The sequence below is a fragment of the Psychroflexus sp. S27 genome (assembly GCF_002810405.1).
Classification (GTDB): Bacteria; Bacteroidota; Bacteroidia; order Flavobacteriales; family Flavobacteriaceae; genus Psychroflexus; species Psychroflexus halocasei_A.
Genome location: NZ_NEXQ01000026.1, coordinates 78,739 through 95,586, shown reverse-complemented (window position 1 = coordinate 95,586; position 16,848 = coordinate 78,739). Strand labels below are relative to the sequence as shown.

Genomic DNA, 16,848 nt, shown 5'->3' with positions numbered 1-16,848 from the left:
AAGTATCATTTTTTCATGAAAGCCGTTTCTAAAAATAACTTAAAGACAATCAATACTTTTTGAAATGTTTACATTTGTGAGATGCTAAAATTACAATTTCAAAATCAGTTAATAGAATGCGGCACAGATGAAGCAGGCAGAGGTTGTTTATCTGGTCCAGTAACGGCGGCAGCTGTGATTTTGCCAGTCAATTTTAAAAATGATTTACTCAATGATTCTAAACAATTAAATGAGAAAAAAAGATTGATTTTGCGAGAAATTATTCAGAGAGAAGCTGTTGCTTACGCTGTCGCACATGTGATGATGGATGAAATAGATAAAATTAACATTCTGAATGCGTCAATTTTGGCAATGCACAAAGCTGTTGAAAAATTAAAACCACAACCTGAGTTTATTGCTGTTGATGGAAATAAATTTAAACCTTATAAAGATTTAAAACATCAATGCGTCGTTAAAGGAGATGCAAAATACATGAATATTGCTGCGGCTTCAGTTTTAGCTAAAACGGCTAGAGATGATTTTATGCAGAAAATTTCAGAAGAGTTTCCAGTTTATGATTGGCATAAAAACAAAGGTTATCCAACACAAGCTCACAGAAAAGCAATTCTTGAATACGGTTCCACAAAGTATCACAGGCAGAGTTTTAAATTATTACCTGAGCAATTAAAAATGGAATTTTAAAAATTCATTTTATTATCTTTATAAATCTTGAGTTTGTTAACTTTGTCCATCGTAAAGGTGTCTATGCTATGAAGAAAATATTTATTCTATTTCTTGTTCTAATTGTTGCTTCTTGTCAAGATTCTTCACAGTCAACTTCATCGGATTCCTATCATTTATTGCCGCTTAAAAGTATTTTGGTTTTTGATATTCAATCGCTAGAAGATTTGAATGAAAACTTAAACCAGAATGAATTTTTGGCTTCAAATATGAAGTCAAAACTTATTGTTGACCTCAAAGATAAATTCGATTTACTTCAATCTGTCGATTCAAAGTTATCTGGTTTGTTAAGTATTTCTGCCATTGGTACAAAAGATTTTGCTTTTACATTTATTGTTAACACGACTTCTGAATTTTTTAAAGCTGGTGTCATTGAACAAAAATCTTCTGAAACTTATGATGGTATAGCTATTCAAAAAGTTCAAATTGATCAGAAGGATTTTTATTTATCAGAATTATCAGGTCACCAAGTGATCAGTACTTCAAAATTAACGCTTGAAAATATTATTCGAAATTCTAAAAACAATTTAGACCTTGGTTCAGCTTTTTTTAAAGCTAAAAAGGCAAGTCGTTCTCGAGATTTAAGTATTTATGTGAGTCTTGATCATGTTGACTTATTGGGTAAATCTCATTTTCAATCGCTGGATTTCGATTATGAAAATTATGGGAAATGGATGGTTTTAGATACAGATCTTGAAACTCAAAAGATTTGGTCTAGCGGCGTTGTTATTTCACAAGAGAATAAACATTCAAAGTTTGAAACCCTTGAAGGGAATACAACTGAAAATTCAAATTTTGCAGAAATTGTCCCTTTAAACGCAAGCTATTTTGTAAACTTTTCAGTTAAAAGCTTTAAAAATTTACAACAAAAGAGAAGACAGCTAGGTTATACAGACGATATTATTAAGCATCGCATAGGTGAATATCCTGCTGAATTTGGTATCATTAAAATTGATAATTATTACCTGATAGATTTTAAACCTGATGATGTGCTTGGCTTTGAAGAAGAGTTTTTGCAAACAGAAACTCAAGTTGAAGAGTTTAGAGGGGAAAATATTTATCAACTTGATAATTTTGATGGATTTCAGCATTTTTCTCCTTTATTGCCTAAGCTTAAAACCAACTATGTTGTTAATCATCAAGGACATTTTGTTTTTGCTGAAAAGTTAGATCAATTAGAATCACTTTTAGTCAACTTGAAGAATAATTCTATATTATCAAAAACCTCATATTATAAAGAAACAGCCGATGATTTACGTTCTTCATACAGTGTTCAAATTGGTTTTTTAAACGAAAATCTCAAATCTCATTTGTCTAGTAAATCAACTGATGCTTATCAAAAATCTTGGAAGACGTTAAAAACTGAATCTTTTAAGTTTGGTTTGGCTCAATTGACCAATGACAAGGGTTTTACACATGTCAATTTCAGTTTTGGTTCTACTGAAAATGGTTCTTCTTCCAATCTGAAAGTCAATAGAATCAAGTTTGAAAAAGACTTGATCACATCGCCGTCGTATTTTATTAATTGGCGAACAAGACAGCGTGATATCGCGGTTCAGGATGAAGATTATCAATTGCATTTGGTGAGTTCAAAAGGTCAAAAAATATGGACTAAACAATTGGATAGCAAAATTGTTGGTGATATTCAATGGCTTGATATTTACAAAAACACCAGAATTCAAATGGCTTTTGTGACACAAAATAAACTTTACATTTTAGATAAAAACGGAAAGGACGTCGGCCATTTTCCTTTGTCTTTTAATGACATCATCACACAAGGTTTGCAGATTTACGATTATGCCAACAATGGAAAATATCGCTTTGTTGTGACGCAAAACAACAATATGATGATGTATGATAAGGAAGGGAAAAACGTCAAAGGATTTAAATATCACGCGAGTGATGACAAAATTATAAATCCACCCAAACATATACGCATTAGCAATAAAGATTACATTCTTGTACAAACAGAAAGTGATGTTTATATTTTGAATCGCGTTGGTGATATTAGGGTTAAAAAAGATAGATTGATTGAATCTTCACAAAACGAATTTTTCAGATATGATGATCAATTTGCAGGGACGAATACTGAAGGACAATTAGTGACTGTTTCAGAAGAAGGAAAAGTGAATTTCAATGATGAAGATTGGTATGATGGTCACCATTTTGCAGCTAATAATCGTAATTACGTTGTTCTTTCTGAAAATACATTACATATTAATGATAAAAAACTGAAGCTAGATTATGGCTTATATTTAACGCCTCAATTACATCAATTTAATGAACAACTTTTCATTTCTGTGGTTGATGAACAAAGCCAGAAAATTTATTTATTTAATGAAGACGCTGAACTGATCAATGCTTTTCCTGTTTTTGGGAGTTCAGAAATTCAGATTTTAGAAATTGAGCCTGGCCGTTATGAAATTCTCACCAAAGGAGATAACAATTCTGTTTTGGTTTATCAATTATCACTTTAATTTTAAAATAAAGAGTTTTTAAATGAATTTAGCTTCAAAGAGCTTCTCAAAGTTAGCTTTGATTTTGGTTTTAAGTTCATTTTCGTTAACCTTATGACCAAGTTCGACCTGTAACGAAGTCACAGCTTTGTCTTTAATGCCGCAAGGAACGATATGATCAAAGTAGCCTAAATCTGTATTGACATTGAGTGCAAAACCATGCATGGTCACCCAGCGAGAAGCTCTGACGCCCATCGCACAAATTTTTCTAGCAAAAGGAGTGCCGACATCAAGCCAAACGCCAGTTTCACCTTCGCTTCTTTCTGGCTTTAAGCCATAGTCTTTGAGTGTCAAAATAATGACTTCTTCTAAAGTTCTAAGATAACGATGGATATCAGTAAAAAAGTTTTCGAGATCTAAAATAGGATAACCAATAATTTGTCCTGGACCGTGATAAGTAATGTCGCCACCGCGATTGATCGGGTAGAAACTAGCATTTTTTTCTTTAAGCTGATCTTCAGAAAGCAACAAATTTTTGATGTCACCATTTTTACCTAAGGTGTAAACGTGCGGATGCTCAACAAATAAAAAGTGATTTTGTGTATTTATTGAAGTTTCTTCACGTCTGTTTTTAATTTTTGTATCAAGGATTTCTTGGAATAAATCTTCTTGTAAGTCCCAAGTTTCTTTATAATCCTTTAGGCCTAATTCTTGTAAATGCAGCTTTTTATTCATCATTTTATTTGTGGAAACAAATGTAAAAAAAGCCTTTTAATTGAATTGACATAAAGCGCAATAGCTGATCATATTTTATGAAAAAATCAAGCTTTTTTGGATTAAGAATTTAAAAACCTAAAATCAATTTGGCAATTGTAAAATAGATTAAAATCCCACAAATGTCATTACTCGTTGTGATAAATGGACCTGTTGCAAGTGCAGGGTCGATGCCGTATTTATGTAAAGTAATGGGTACAAAAGTCCCGATAATTGAAGCGATAATCATAACAGAAATAAGCGATACAGAAACTGTAACACCAATGCTGTAGGGATGTCCGAGTAAAAAGTGAGTTCCAATTAGCAAAATGAGAGCTAATGCAAGTCCATTTAAGATGCTTAATCCCATTTCTTTAAGAACTCTTTTAAATAGAGAACCTTTTAATGTATTATTAGCAATACCTTGCACCATAATCGCTGAAGATTGCACACCAACGTTCCCAGCCATCGCTGCGATGAGAGGCGTAAAGAAAAATAATACACCAAATTTTGTCATGGCACTTTCAAAAGTTCCAGCAACATGTACGGCTACAAAACCACCTAAAAGCGCCAAGATTAACCATGGCAAACGCGCTTTAATCATGTCGAGCATACTTGCATCTGCTTCAACATCATCAGAAATACCAGCTGCCATTTGGTAATCACGATCGGCTTCTTCACGTATAAAATCAACAATATCATCAATCGTAATCCTACCGACTAATCTGTTGAGTTCATCAACTACAGGAATCGCTTCAAGGTCATACTTCTGCATTATTCTAGCCACTTCTTCTCCTTTTGTGTGGACATTCACATAATCAACTTTTGTGATATAGATGTCAACAATCTGAGCATCTTTTGATGCGGTAATCAAGTCTTTAAGTGATAAACGGCCTTTAAGTCTGTCTTTATTATCTACGACATAAATGGAATGCACACGTGTGACATTTTCGCCTTGAGCTCGCATTTCCTCCATGCAGCCTGTAACACTCCAGTTTTCATTAACACGTATGAGTTCTTTTGCCATTAAACCACCTGCGGAATCTTCAGGATAATTTAAAAGCTCGATAATGTCTTCAGCATGTTCGCGATCAGACATTTTGCCAATAACTTCTTTTCTTAAATCGATACTGAGTTCTCCGATAATATCGGCAGCATCATCGGTATCCATTTCTTCAACTTCGTCTGCAATCTCTTGTGCGTCTAGGTTTTGAAGTATTTTCTCTCTATCGTCTTCAGTGATTTCCATCAAAACTTCAGCAGTTTTATCACTGTCTAATAGTTTGATGATATAGGTTGCTTCGTCGAGTTGTAACTCGTCTAAAATTTCGGCAATATCAGCGTGGTGAAGTTCTTCAAGATGTGTTAATAATTCACGATCATTTTTTTCTTCAATTAATCGTTCTATTTTCTCAATGAAATTCTTACTGATTTTAAACCGCATCGGCATCAATTTTTTGAGTTAATACTATAAATTCTGAAACGCTGAGTTGTTCAGGTCTTTTTGAGAAAATCTCATCAGTTGTGAGTTCTTTTGAAAGATTCAGGCTTTTCAAACTGTTTCGAATTGTTTTTCGGCGTTGATTAAAGGCCGTTTTAACAACTTTGAAAAATAGTTTTTCATCACAATCTAGACTGAAATTCTCACGTCGTGTCAATCTTAAAACACCGCTTTCAACTTTTGGAGGCGGATTGAAAACTTCTGGTTTAACGGTAAAAAGATATTCAGCTTTATAAAATGCTTGTGTTAAAACGGAAGTAATGCCATAAACTTTACTACCAGGATCTGCGCAAATTCGTTTGGCAACCTCTTTCTGAAACATACCTGCAAATTCAGGAACATAAGCTCTGTTTTCAAGTGTTTTAAAAACAATTTGCGTTGAGATATTATAAGGGAAATTTCCGATCACAGCAAATTGTTGTTGATCTACAATTTTGAGCACATCTTCTTTTAAAAAGTCGGCTTCAACCACTTTAAAATTTTTGAGGGTTTCGCTTTTAGTGAATTGTGCACGAAAACTTGTGTTGAGGTATTCGATGGATTCTTTATCGATATCCATCGCGATAAGTTTAGCAGGTTTGTCAAGTAAATATTTCGTTAGCACGCCCATTCCTGGACCAATTTCGATAATTGTATCGCAGTGATCAAGACTCAAAGTATCGGCAATTTTTTTGGCGATATTTTCATCTTTTAAAAAATGTTGTCCTAAATGTTTTTTTGCTCTAACCTGCATAATTATTAATGTTCTGAAACAACTTTTAAAACAGAGCTGAAGAAAACAACTTTGCCTTTAAATTGTTGAAATTTTGATTCAACTTTTGGTTTGTGTACTTCCTGAAAAGCTTCTAAATGACTTTCTGTAGGCGCTGTAAATTGAATAGAATAAGTGATTCCACCCATTTCTTCATTCACCATCACTTGAGTGATAAGGGCTTTTGAGAATTTTTTAGTATTGAGCATACTTGGTATATAACTCTCGTCTAACCACTGCTTCCATTTTAAGTGAATGCTTTCATCTACATTCATTGTCATATTATATATCAGCATCTTCTTTTATTTTGTCTCCTCTTAATTCTCTAAAATAGCGTCTTGCGGCTACAAAGAAAATACTATCTGAATAATTAAAGATGATAGATTCGAAATAAGTTTGTGCTTTTTTGGGTTGATTTAATTTGTTCATATAAATCAGTCCAAGCTCAAAGTTGGCATTATCCGCTAAAATACTTTCAGGGTGATCATCTATTAATTTTTGATAATAAGTTGAGGCTTGTTCTAAATCTTGATTTTCGTTGTGTATTTGCGCTAAGCGATAAAGCGTTTTATCGATAATTTCCTCTGTTTTATAATCTTTTAAAACTTGTTCTAAAATCTGAATTGCCTCAGTATTTTTATTTTGAAATTTCAAAAAATCGGCTTTTGCAACTTTCTTTAAATCGGTTTGTGTGCTATCTTGATATGAATTGTCTTTAATGTGTAAAGCCAGTTCCATTGCGTTGTTAGCGATCAACTCAGAAACAGAATTTTTAAGGACATCAAGTTGAGACAAGGCCCATTTAAAATCTCCTTTAAAATAACTGGCTTGTGCAGTTTTGAATTTTGCTTCACGTGATAAATCAGAGTTTGGGACTAAGCGCTCAACTTGTGCATAAAGCAATAAAGCTTGATTAAATTGCTCATCTTTAAGTAAAATATCAGCTTTTAGAGTTTTAAGCTCAGCTTGTTGTGTTTTCCTGATTTTTGAACCTGCCGCATCATCTAAAAGTTCAAGCGCAGCGGTTTTATTATTGTTTTGAAAAGCTTTGAATTTTGCCCAGTTTAATGAAATAGGTAAAGTGTATTCATTAATGCTTTCATTGTCAAAAAAAGTTTGATAAGCTTCTTCAATTTCTAAGTTTTTAATGTCTTCTCTTTTTTCTAAAATCAACAACAAATGTTCTGCTGAGTCATAAAACAGACTTTGGTAATTTGTTTTGTCTTGGACTTCTAAAAATATTTTTTCAGCTAAAGGATAATCTTCTTCTTCAAAAATAATTTTCGCCAAATCATAAAGGCGTTTTGCATTTTTTTCTTCACTTCTTGCGTAAATGGCTTTCTCTTGAATAAAAGCCATCTTGTAATCTTTTTGTTGCGTAAATAACCAACTTAAAGTTTCGTTATAAATCAACTTAGGCTCTTGTTGATTGCGTTTGAGAAGTGTTTTTTTAAGAGATAAATTGGCTTCATTTTGAGGATCTTCAGTGATAAATTCATTAAAAATCTGGTGAAGCATTTTGAAATAACGCTCATTTTTTTCAATAAGATCAACATACATTTCAAACATTTGATCAAATTTAGATTGCTCACCGTAAATCTGCGCTAGCTGGATCAAGAAGTTAGTACTCGGCCTGAGTTCTTGCGCTTTCTCATAAGTTTGCTGCGCGTAACTAAGTAAACCATACTTCTGAAAAGCTTTACCGATTGCATAAGCGTAAACAGGTCTGATTTCAACTTTGCTGATAGCTGAATTATAAAGGCTTTCAGCTTTCTTTAATTGTTGGTCTTGCTGGTATAAGTAACCTAATTCAACTTCGATGTTAGGATAATCGCCAGGTCTTTTTAAGAAGTTAATAAGCATTTCTTCAGCTTTGTTGATGCTATCAAGATTTTTATAAGTATCAACTAAGTCGATGAGAAGTGTCTGAGAATTTGGATTTTGCTGATAAAGATTTTTATAAATGATTAAAGCTTTTGCATACTCACCTTGTTCAGCATAATTTTCAGCTAAAGTTTTATTTTGAGCTTGTGTGAAACCCATTGCTAAAAAACAGATGATGATCAAGAATTTTTGCATCTCGCTAAGGTAGTGATTTTAAAGAAAAAACATCTTGAATTAAGATAAGCCTAAGCATAAAAAAATCGATTGTCTTTATAAAAACAACCGATTTTCAATTAAAAAATATTTTAGATTTTAATCTCTTCCTAAGTAAATACTCAAGAAATAAAGCAGCGTTGCTAATGAACCAATTGCAGCAACAACATAAGTTCTTGCGGCCCATTTGAGCGCATCTTCAGAGCCTTTATATTCTTCAGCAGTCACAATATTCCTATCTTTTAACCAAGCCAAAGCTCTGTTACTCGCATCGTATTCAACTGGTAAAGTGATGAAACTAAAAAGTGTCCCCATCCCGAACATAATAATGCCGGCTAAAAGAACAGCTTGACCAACGCCAACTGAAACCATTCCCATTAAAATTAAGCCTCCAAAGATGACCCACTGTGAAAATTGTGAAGCCACACTTACGATTGGTACAAGTTGACTTCTCATCTCTAACCATTTATAGGCTTTGGCGTGTTGCACAGCATGTCCAACTTCGTGAGCAGCAACCGCGGCCGCAGCAGCATTTCGTTGGTTATAAACGCTTTCGCTGAGGTTAACCGTTTTTTTGGTTGGGTGGTAATGATCTGTTAATCGACCAGGGGTTGAAATTACTTCAACGTCTGTGATATGATGATCTGCAAGCATTTTTCGTGCAATTTCAGCACCGCTCATGCCGTTTTGTAAATGAACTTTAGAGTATTTCTTAAACTTAGATTTTAGCTTATTACTCACAAGCCAACTCACCAAAAGAATCGCTCCAATTAAAATATAATAACTCATTTTTTATTCTTTTAAAATCTTATTTATTGACTTCAAATTTAGCACCAAAGTTTATTGATCTGACAAAGTTGACTTTAATTTATGAAAACACATAAATCAACCGACAATATTGACAATTTTGCCAGGTACAATAATCACTTTTTTAGGCGTTCTGCCATCGAGTTGTTTTTGTGTTCTTTCGTCAGCCATTACAATTTTTTCAATTTCATCTTTGCTGAGATCTAAAGATAAATCGAGTTTAAAACGCATTTTTCCGTTAAAAGAAATCGGATAAGTTTTGGTGTCTTCTACTAAAAATTTTTCTTCAAAAACTGGAAATTTTGCCTGTGAAACACTTTCAGTGTGTCCGAGTTTTTCCCATAATTCTTCAGCGATATGCGGTGCATAAGGTGAAATTAAAATCGCTAAAGGTTCGAGAATTTCTCTTGAATTACATTTTTCAGAAAGTAAAGTATTGACGCAAATCATAAAGCTGGAAACACTTGTGTTAAAGCTGAAATTCTCGATATCTTCAGTGACCTTTTTAATGGTTTGGTGCAATGCTTTTAAAGCTTCTTTTGAAGCTGGTTTTTCACTCACTTCAAAATTATCGCTATTGTGATAAAGCTTCCAGAGTTTTTTCATAAAACTAGAAACACCTGAAAGTCCTGCTGTATTCCAAGGTTTTGATTGATCAATTGGGCCTAAAAACATCTCGAATAAACGCAAGCTGTCTGCGCCGTATTCATTACAAATATCATCAGGATTGACAACATTAAATTTAGATTTAGACATTTTCTCAACTTCGCGAGAAACCAGAACTTTTCCATCATCATTTTTGATGAATTCTGCATTTTCAAATTCAGGTCTCCACTTTCTAAAGGCTTCAACATCTAATTCATTTGAGGTATTCACAAAAGAAACATCAACGTGAATTTTTTGAACATCTTTTTCAGTTTCAATATCTGCAGAAGTATAAGTGTTGGCGTCAATTCTATGGACAAAAGCACTTTCGCCTAAAATCATGCCTTGATTAATGAGCTTTTTGAAAGGTTCATCAACCTTTAAGAAACCTCTATCTTTCAGAAACTTTGTCCAAAATCTTGAGTATAATAAATGACCAGTTGCATGTTCGCTCCCGCCAATATATAAATCAACATTTTCCCAGTAATCCAAGGCTTCTTGAGAGGCAAAGCATGTGTCACGATTTTCGGTTTCCATGTACCTGAATAAATACCACGAGCTGCCAGCCCAACCAGGCATTGTGTTAAGTTCAAGTGGGAAAATTGTTTTGTTATCGATTTCTGAATTATAGACAACCTCATTAGTTGCTGTATTCCAAGCCCATTTGTTAGCGCGACCTAAAGGAGGTGCGCCATCTTCTGTTGGTAAATATTTTTCAACCTCAGGAAGTTCGAGAGGCAAATGTTTTGTGTCAATGATTTTTGGTAAGCCGTTGACGTAATAAACCGGGAAAGGTTCGCCCCAGTATCTTTGTCTTGAAAAAACAGCATCTCGCAAACGATAATTGATTTTTGCGTAACCTGAATTTTCATTCTCTAAAGCTTCAATTGCTTTTCTGATGGCTTTTTGAGGCTCTAAATCATTCAGAAATTCAGAATTTGCAATCACTGTATTGTCTTGTTCAGCATGCGCATTTTCAGAAATATCAATGTCTTTAAAAACATTTGGAATTGGTAAATCGAAATGTCTTGCAAAATCATGATCGCGTTGATCACCAGATGGAACAGCCATCACAGCACCAGTGCCGTAACCCGCTAAAACATAATCACCTATCCAAATCGGAATTGGCTCTTTTGTGAGTGGATGCTCAGCGTAAGATCCTGTGAAAACACCTGTAATTGTTTTGACGTCAGCCATGCGTTCACGCTCGCTGCGTTTTGCAGTTTGTGAAATATAATTTTCAACAGCTTCTTTCTGCTCAGGAGTTGTGATTTTTTGAACCAAATCATGCTCTGGCGCAAGTGTTAAAAATGAAACACCGAAAATAGTATCAGGTCGGGTTGTGAAAACTTCAATTTTCTTGTCGTGATCTTTTAAATTGAAAAAAACTTGTGCACCAATTGATTTTCCAATCCAATTGCGCTGAGATTCTTTCAGGCTATCTGTCCAGTCAAGTTTATTTAAACCTTGAAGCAAACGTTCAGCATAAGCTGAAATACGCATGCTCCATTGTTTCATTTTTTTACGAACAACTGGGTGAGAACCACGCTCAGAAACGCCGTTGATAATTTCGTCATTTGCTAAAACCGTACCAAGCGCAGGACACCAATTCACTTCAGTTTCTGCAAGATAGGTTAAACGATAGTCAAGTAAAATTTCTTCTTTTCTTTCATCTGAAAAAGCATTCCACTCATCAGCAGTGAAGCTTTGAACGCTTTCATCACAAGCAACATTAATATTTGTATTTCCTTCTTTAGAAAAAATCTTGATGAGATCATCAATTGGTTTCGCTTGATCAGCTTCATGACAATAATATGAATTGAATAATTCGCTAAAAATCCATTGTGTCCATTTATAATATTCAGGAGAACTTGTTCTAACTTCACGACCCCAATCAAAAGAAAAACCGATTCTGTCTAGCTGTTCGCGGTAACGTTTAATATTGTCTTCAGTTGTTTTTGCAGGGTGTTGGCCGGTTTGTATGGCATATTGCTCAGCAGGCAAACCAAAAGAATCATAACCTTGCGGATGCAAAACATTAAAGCCTTGATGGCGTTTGTAACGTGCAAAAATATCACTTGCAATATAACCTAGCGGATGACCAACGTGCAAGCCTGCGCCTGATGGGTAAGGGAACATATCGAGAACGTAGTAAGACGGTTTTGTTTTCTCTTTAAAATCTTGAGGTTGCTGAGCAGCGAAAGTTTTGTTGTCTGCCCATTTTTTCTGCCATTTGGCTTCGATTTCTTTAAAATTATATGCCATGATTTTTTGCTAAAATTCAATTTTGGCAAAAATACTATTTATGTGCTAAAAAGGTGTGAAACTTGAGAGTTAAAAGTTTATTGATTGCTTTTGAGCATAATGTAGGCTTGTTCGTCTTGTTGAAGCTTGGTTCTGATTTTGTGAGAATTGTTTTTATCACGTAAAATTAAACTGACGGTGTTTGGCGCTTTTTGACCGACATTGTTGGCAATAACTGTCACGCTAACATCAGAATTACTAAATGGTATTTTGATAATTTTCTTTTGATTTTTGATTTCAAAATTTTCTAAAACTATTTTTTGGTTGATGAAAAGATCAATTTTATCGCCATCTTCAAGCTCTTCATCCCACAATTCCAAAAAAAACTTCGCTTGAATCGTCAATATATAAAGAGATGACATCTTCGTTTTCTAATAGATTTTTAGCAAGCTTCCTTTTGAAAGTTGACGTTTTTAAATTCGCTTTTGTGACGCTGTCTATTTTTTTAACACGACTAATCTTTCTATTAAGTTTCTCCATGCGTTTGTAGAAAAATTCAGAGCCAACAAGAATAAGTTCACCTTCCGCACAATTTTCTCCATCAGGAAATTTACCTTGAAAATTGCCTTTGATTGAGCTTTTTCTTTTTTTGAGATTAAAATCTGCATTTGTTAAGTGAATGTAACAGAAATTCTCTTCATCATAATTAGATTTTGTTGAGAGGTTTTTCACTTCTGCGTAAGATATTCTGTCATTTTCATAATCTATTCGACCTTTTATTTCTGAGGTTGTTCTATGGTCACCAGAAAAATCTGTGATCGATTTACCCTCAATCATGCCTTTGCCAATATCAGTAAATTTTAGTTTATAAGAAATGGTGCTATTGTCCTCTAATTTAAGAGAACCAATAAACTCAAATTCTTTAATGTTTTGACTATTAGAGATGAAAAAAAGTGAAGAAAAAATTATCGTAAAAAGTATTTTTAACATAAAATTTATATATTGTGAACCTAACTTAAAATTTCAAAATTATGAAAAATTTATTATTACTTGTTTTTATCTTCACCTCATCTTTGATGTTTGCTTCTTTTCCAGTGAATAGAGAGAAAATGAGTAATGATCTCGTTGTTCATGAAAATCTTGACACTAAGAATTACAAAGATTTTTCAGTTGTTGAAGCTCCTTTATCTATTGAAAAAGAAGAAGCTTTAACACCAATAGTTGCTTCTGGCTATGATAAATGGGTTGCTGCTGCACTTTGGTTGGTTTTATGGCCTTTTGCAGCGCACCGCTGGTATGCTGGAAAACCTGTTTGGGTGAATATTCTCTTTATTGTAACTTTAGGAGGTTTAGGTATTTGGGCTATTATTGATATCATCAACATATTGACAGATAATTTTTAATAAAAACTTTATCTTAATTATTTTTAAGATTACCATCTTTTAAGCAGCTTCATAAAGTGAAAATCTCTTTTGAAGCTGTTTTATTTTATGCTATAAGGTATTAAAGAAAATATTTAACAGGAAGAGGCGTTAGATGTAGAGAGTTTTATATTTTTACGAAAATTAAATTTGTGGCATCATCATTTGAAAAATATCAAAAAAGACGCTTAATCACCTCATACTTTTCTGTTGTGATCAGTATTGCGTTGGTTCTTTTTTTAGTAGGTTTATTAGGGATTTTGGTTTTAAACACCAAAAAAGTTGCTGATCATTTTAAAGAGCAAATTGCATTGACTATATATTTAGATGATACGGCAAAAGAAGTGGAGATTGATCAATTACAGAAATCTCTTGCCTTAGCGGAATACACCAAATCCGTGAATTTTGTTTCTAAAGAAGATGCTGCCAAAAAATATAGTGAAGAAATCGGTGAAGATTTTATGGAGTTTTTAGGGTATAATCCGCTTCAGAATTCTATTGATATTTATTTTAATGCAGATTATGTGTCTGAAGTTAAGCTAGCTGAAATTACAAGAGATATCAACGAAAATAAATTTGTTGACGAGATTGTTTACGATAAGCCTTTGATTGCTTTATTGAATGATAACATTAAAAAATTAAGTTTGTGGATTATCATTATCAGTGTTGTCTTTACATTTATCGCGGTTTTACTCATCAATAGTTCGATAAGGTTGTCAGTTTATTCAAAGCGATTTATTATTAAAACTATGCAAATGGTTGGTGCGACTAAATCATTTATTCGCCGTCCATTTATATGGAAAAGCATTAAGCTAGGTTTGATAGGTTCATTCTTGTCACTAGCAGGGATGGCTGCTGTTTTATATTATTTAAATGAAAGTTTTCCTGAACTGAATTTCCTTTCAGACAGACTTATTTTATTAGCTTTGTTCGCAGCAATATTATTGCTTGGTATTTTGATCACTTGGTTGAGTACCTTTTTTGCAACACAGCGTTTTCTTAATTTAAAAACTGACGAACTTTACTACTAATTCAATCTAAATTCAAAAATCTCAATATTATGGGAGAGAAAAAACGTAGACAGGAAAGCGAAATTGATAAAAACTTTGTTTTTGAAAAAAAGAACTACAAGTTTATGTTGATTGGCTTGGCTGTGATCGCTTTAGGTTTTATCCTGATGGCTGGCGGTGGAAGTGATGATCCTGAGGTTTTTAATCCTGAAATTTATAACTGGCGACGTATTCGTTTAGCGCCGACTCTTATTTTAATTGGTTTCGCAATTGAGGTTTACGCCATACTTCTTAAGCCATCAAGTGATTAATGGATATTTTAGATGCTAGTATTTTAGGGGTTATTCAGGGATTAACTGAGTTCCTGCCAGTTTCGTCAAGCGGACATTTAGAGCTAGGGAAAGCACTTTTAGGTGACCATAGTTTACCAAAAGAATCTATGCTTTTTACTGTTGTGCTGCATTTTGCAACAGCATTGAGCACCGTTGTTATTTTCAGAAAAGATATTTTAGAAATCATTAAAGGTTTGTTTCAGTTTCAATGGAATGAAGCTTCTCGTTTTTCTTTAAAAATTATCATCTCAATGATTCCTGCAGCTTTAGTTGGATATTTTTTTGAAAGCCAAATGGAAGCCTTGTTTGGTGATAATATCGTGCTTGTTGGTTTTATGTTGATTGTGACTGCGTTATTGCTATGGTTGACCGATAAAGCAAAAAGCACACCTAAAAAAGTGAGTTATAGCAATGCATTTGTGATTGGAGTTGCACAGGCCATTGCAATTTTGCCAGGGATCTCAAGAAGTGGTTCTACAATAGCGACTTCAGTTTTGCTGGGTAATGATAAAACACAAGCAGCACGTTTTTCTTTTTTAATGGTTGTGCCTTTGATTTTCGGAAAAATAGCCAAGGATTTACTTGACGGAAATGTTTTTCAAAGTCAGATAGATTTTATGAGTTTAAGCGTTGGTTTTATTGCCGCTTTTATAACTGGACTATTTGCCTGTACATGGATGATTAGACTTGTCAAAAAAAGTAAGCTCAAATATTTCTCAATTTACTGTTTTGTTGTTGGTGTGATTGCAATCATTTTAACCCAAGTATAATGCGTGATTTAACTTTAGAAGATTTTAAAGAAGGGCAATTAATCTGTTTTGATAAACCATTAGGATGGACTTCATTTCAGGTAGTTAACAAAGTGAGGTGGTTGATTAAGAAGAAATTTGACATCAAAAAAATTAAAGTGGGTCATGCAGGAACTTTAGATCCTTTAGCGACAGGTTTGGTGATTTTATGCACTGGCAAATACACAAAGCGTATTGAAAGTTTAATGGGGCAAACCAAAATTTATACAGGTGAAATAACGCTTGGGGCAACGCGACCTTCATACGATATGGAAACTGAAATTGATCAGACTTTTGAAACCAGTCACATTACTTTAAAGTTATTAGAAGAAGCTCGACAAGAATTTCTAGGAGAAATTATGCAGCAGCCGCCTATTTTTTCTGCCTTAAAGAAAGATGGAAAAAAACTATACGAATATGCGAGAAAAGGCGAGGAAGTTGAGATTCCGAAACGCCAAGTTCTAATAGATGACTTTCAGCTAACAAAATTTGATTTGCCAAAGGTTGAATTTAAAGTCACTTGTAGTAAAGGAACATACATCAGAAGTTTAGCTCATGATTATGGAAAGGCTGTAAAATCAGGCGCCTACTTAAGTGCTTTAAAAAGAACTCAAATAGGCGACTATAAAATTTCAAACACGTTAAGCATTGAAGGTTTTGAAGATATGATGAAAGCTTAATTAAGCTTTATTATTCTCTTCTAAAAGTTTGATAAGGTCTTCAATTATATTTTGTCCTTTGTCCTTATTATACCATTGTTGTAAAACAGTTTTGGAGTCGGCTGTAAATTTGCCGTCATTTTTAGCCTTTTCTTCTTCAACAAGTTTCGTTGCTGCTGCAGAACGAGGTCCCCATGTGTAAAGAATCTTTTCCTCTGAAGAATCAATAGCAATGAGTTTAGGGATAGATTGCCCGCCGTTAGTCAAGAAAGCATTGATTAAATCTTGGTATTCATCCCTTAAAATAACTTTTAATGTGATCAAAGAGTTAAGGGAGCTTATTTTTTCCATTACAGGAAGTGCTGTCGCTGCATCACCACACCAGCCTTCAGCAATAACTAGCCATGTTTGAGGTTTAGAAATGTTAATGATTCTTTCCTTTTGTTCATCATTAATCTTGACTGTTTTCTCCCAGCGTTTCATTCTTTGAACACCGAGTTTCGAAAATTCCAAATAAGTTTCATCTTGAGTATTTCCTGTAGCTTGACCTTTTTCTAACAATTCGTTTACAAGAGCTTTGTAGTCATTGTAGCTCATTGATTGATCAAGGTGTTTTTTGACGATTTTATATGAATCCATAATTAATTTTGAATATAATTTCGAC

General features: G+C 33.7%; 17 protein-coding genes. 7 read left to right on the top strand and 10 right to left on the bottom strand.

Translation table 11 applies throughout. The features are described from left to right. Positions 1-81 precede the first annotated feature (81 nt). Together CAP47_RS11710 and CAP47_RS11705 are read left to right on the top strand one after the other, a co-directional pair. The gene (locus CAP47_RS11710) at positions 82-681 is read left to right on the top strand and encodes a ribonuclease HII (RefSeq protein WP_100776789.1); all 600 of its coding nucleotides are present in this window, start codon (positions 82-84) and stop codon (positions 679-681) included. A 68-nt stretch (positions 682-749) separates the two neighbouring features. Further along, complete coding sequence (locus CAP47_RS11705; protein WP_100776788.1) at positions 750-3,197, top strand: hypothetical protein; 2,448 nt, start codon at positions 750-752, stop codon at positions 3,195-3,197. An 18-nt stretch (positions 3,198-3,215) separates the two neighbouring features. On the opposite strand, the gene lipB is transcribed toward CAP47_RS11705, so the two are convergent. The 9 genes from lipB to CAP47_RS11660 all read right to left on the bottom strand — a co-directional run bounded on the left by lipB (position 3,216) and on the right by CAP47_RS11660 (position 12,964). Continuing rightward, the gene (lipB, locus tag CAP47_RS11700; RefSeq protein ID WP_100776833.1) at positions 3,216-3,911 is read right to left on the bottom strand and encodes a lipoyl(octanoyl) transferase LipB; all 696 of its coding nucleotides are present in this window, start codon (positions 3,909-3,911) and stop codon (positions 3,216-3,218) included. Positions 3,912-4,020: 109 nt separating this feature from the next. After that, positions 4,021-5,373, bottom strand: a complete 1,353-nt coding sequence (gene mgtE / locus CAP47_RS11695) for a magnesium transporter (protein ID WP_100776787.1) — start codon at positions 5,371-5,373, stop codon at positions 4,021-4,023. Beyond that, on the bottom strand, positions 5,363-6,163 hold the full coding sequence (gene rsmA / locus CAP47_RS11690; RefSeq protein WP_100776786.1) for a 16S rRNA (adenine(1518)-N(6)/adenine(1519)-N(6))-dimethyltransferase RsmA: 801 nt from the start codon (positions 6,161-6,163) through the stop codon (positions 5,363-5,365). The genes mgtE and rsmA overlap by 11 nt, the downstream gene beginning before the upstream one ends. A 5-nt stretch (positions 6,164-6,168) precedes the next feature. Then, entirely contained in the window at positions 6,169-6,477 is a 309-nt protein-coding gene (locus tag CAP47_RS11685) for a DUF4286 family protein (RefSeq protein ID WP_100776785.1), read from the bottom strand. Next, the gene (locus tag CAP47_RS11680; protein WP_100776784.1) at positions 6,464-8,260 is read right to left on the bottom strand and encodes a tetratricopeptide repeat protein; all 1,797 of its coding nucleotides are present in this window, start codon (positions 8,258-8,260) and stop codon (positions 6,464-6,466) included. Before CAP47_RS11680 ends, CAP47_RS11685 begins: the two co-directional genes overlap by 14 nt. A 117-nt stretch (positions 8,261-8,377) precedes the next feature. Beyond that, the gene (locus CAP47_RS11675; protein ID WP_100776783.1) at positions 8,378-9,067 is read right to left on the bottom strand and encodes a zinc metallopeptidase; all 690 of its coding nucleotides are present in this window, start codon (positions 9,065-9,067) and stop codon (positions 8,378-8,380) included. A 96-nt stretch (positions 9,068-9,163) separates the two neighbouring features. Further along, positions 9,164-11,995 (bottom strand): leucine--tRNA ligase, encoded by a 2,832-nt coding sequence (leuS, locus tag CAP47_RS11670; RefSeq protein ID WP_100776782.1) that lies wholly within the window; start codon positions 11,993-11,995, stop codon positions 9,164-9,166. Positions 11,996-12,072: 77 nt separating this feature from the next. Further along, positions 12,073-12,354: a hypothetical protein gene (locus CAP47_RS11665; protein ID WP_153043521.1), complete on the bottom strand. Its 282-nt coding sequence runs from the start codon at positions 12,352-12,354 to the stop codon at positions 12,073-12,075. Beyond that, complete coding sequence (locus CAP47_RS11660; RefSeq protein ID WP_100776780.1) at positions 12,338-12,964, bottom strand: hypothetical protein; 627 nt, start codon at positions 12,962-12,964, stop codon at positions 12,338-12,340. Before CAP47_RS11660 ends, CAP47_RS11665 begins: the two co-directional genes overlap by 17 nt. A gap of 41 nt (positions 12,965-13,005) precedes the next feature. On the opposite strand from CAP47_RS11660, the gene CAP47_RS11655 reads away from it, so the two are divergent. The 5 genes from CAP47_RS11655 to truB all read left to right on the top strand — a co-directional run bounded on the left by CAP47_RS11655 (position 13,006) and on the right by truB (position 16,205). Continuing rightward, positions 13,006-13,377, top strand: a complete 372-nt coding sequence (locus CAP47_RS11655; RefSeq protein ID WP_238141052.1) for a TM2 domain-containing protein — start codon at positions 13,006-13,008, stop codon at positions 13,375-13,377. A gap of 170 nt (positions 13,378-13,547) precedes the next feature. After that, on the top strand, positions 13,548-14,426 hold the full coding sequence (locus CAP47_RS11650) for a cell division protein FtsX (RefSeq protein WP_100776779.1): 879 nt from the start codon (positions 13,548-13,550) through the stop codon (positions 14,424-14,426). A 29-nt stretch (positions 14,427-14,455) separates the two neighbouring features. After that, entirely contained in the window at positions 14,456-14,716 is a 261-nt protein-coding gene (locus tag CAP47_RS11645) for a DUF3098 domain-containing protein (protein WP_100776778.1), read from the top strand. Further along, complete coding sequence (locus CAP47_RS11640; RefSeq protein WP_100776777.1) at positions 14,716-15,507, top strand: undecaprenyl-diphosphate phosphatase; 792 nt, start codon at positions 14,716-14,718, stop codon at positions 15,505-15,507. Before CAP47_RS11645 ends, CAP47_RS11640 begins: the two co-directional genes overlap by 1 nt. Further along, positions 15,507-16,205, top strand: coding sequence for a tRNA pseudouridine(55) synthase TruB (gene truB / locus CAP47_RS11635; protein WP_100776776.1), 699 nt, complete (start codon positions 15,507-15,509; stop codon positions 16,203-16,205). The genes CAP47_RS11640 and truB overlap by 1 nt, the downstream gene beginning before the upstream one ends. On the opposite strand, the gene CAP47_RS11630 is transcribed toward truB, so the two are convergent. Continuing rightward, on the bottom strand, positions 16,206-16,823 hold the full coding sequence (locus tag CAP47_RS11630) for a thioredoxin family protein (protein WP_093244566.1): 618 nt from the start codon (positions 16,821-16,823) through the stop codon (positions 16,206-16,208). Positions 16,824-16,848 lie beyond the last annotated feature (25 nt).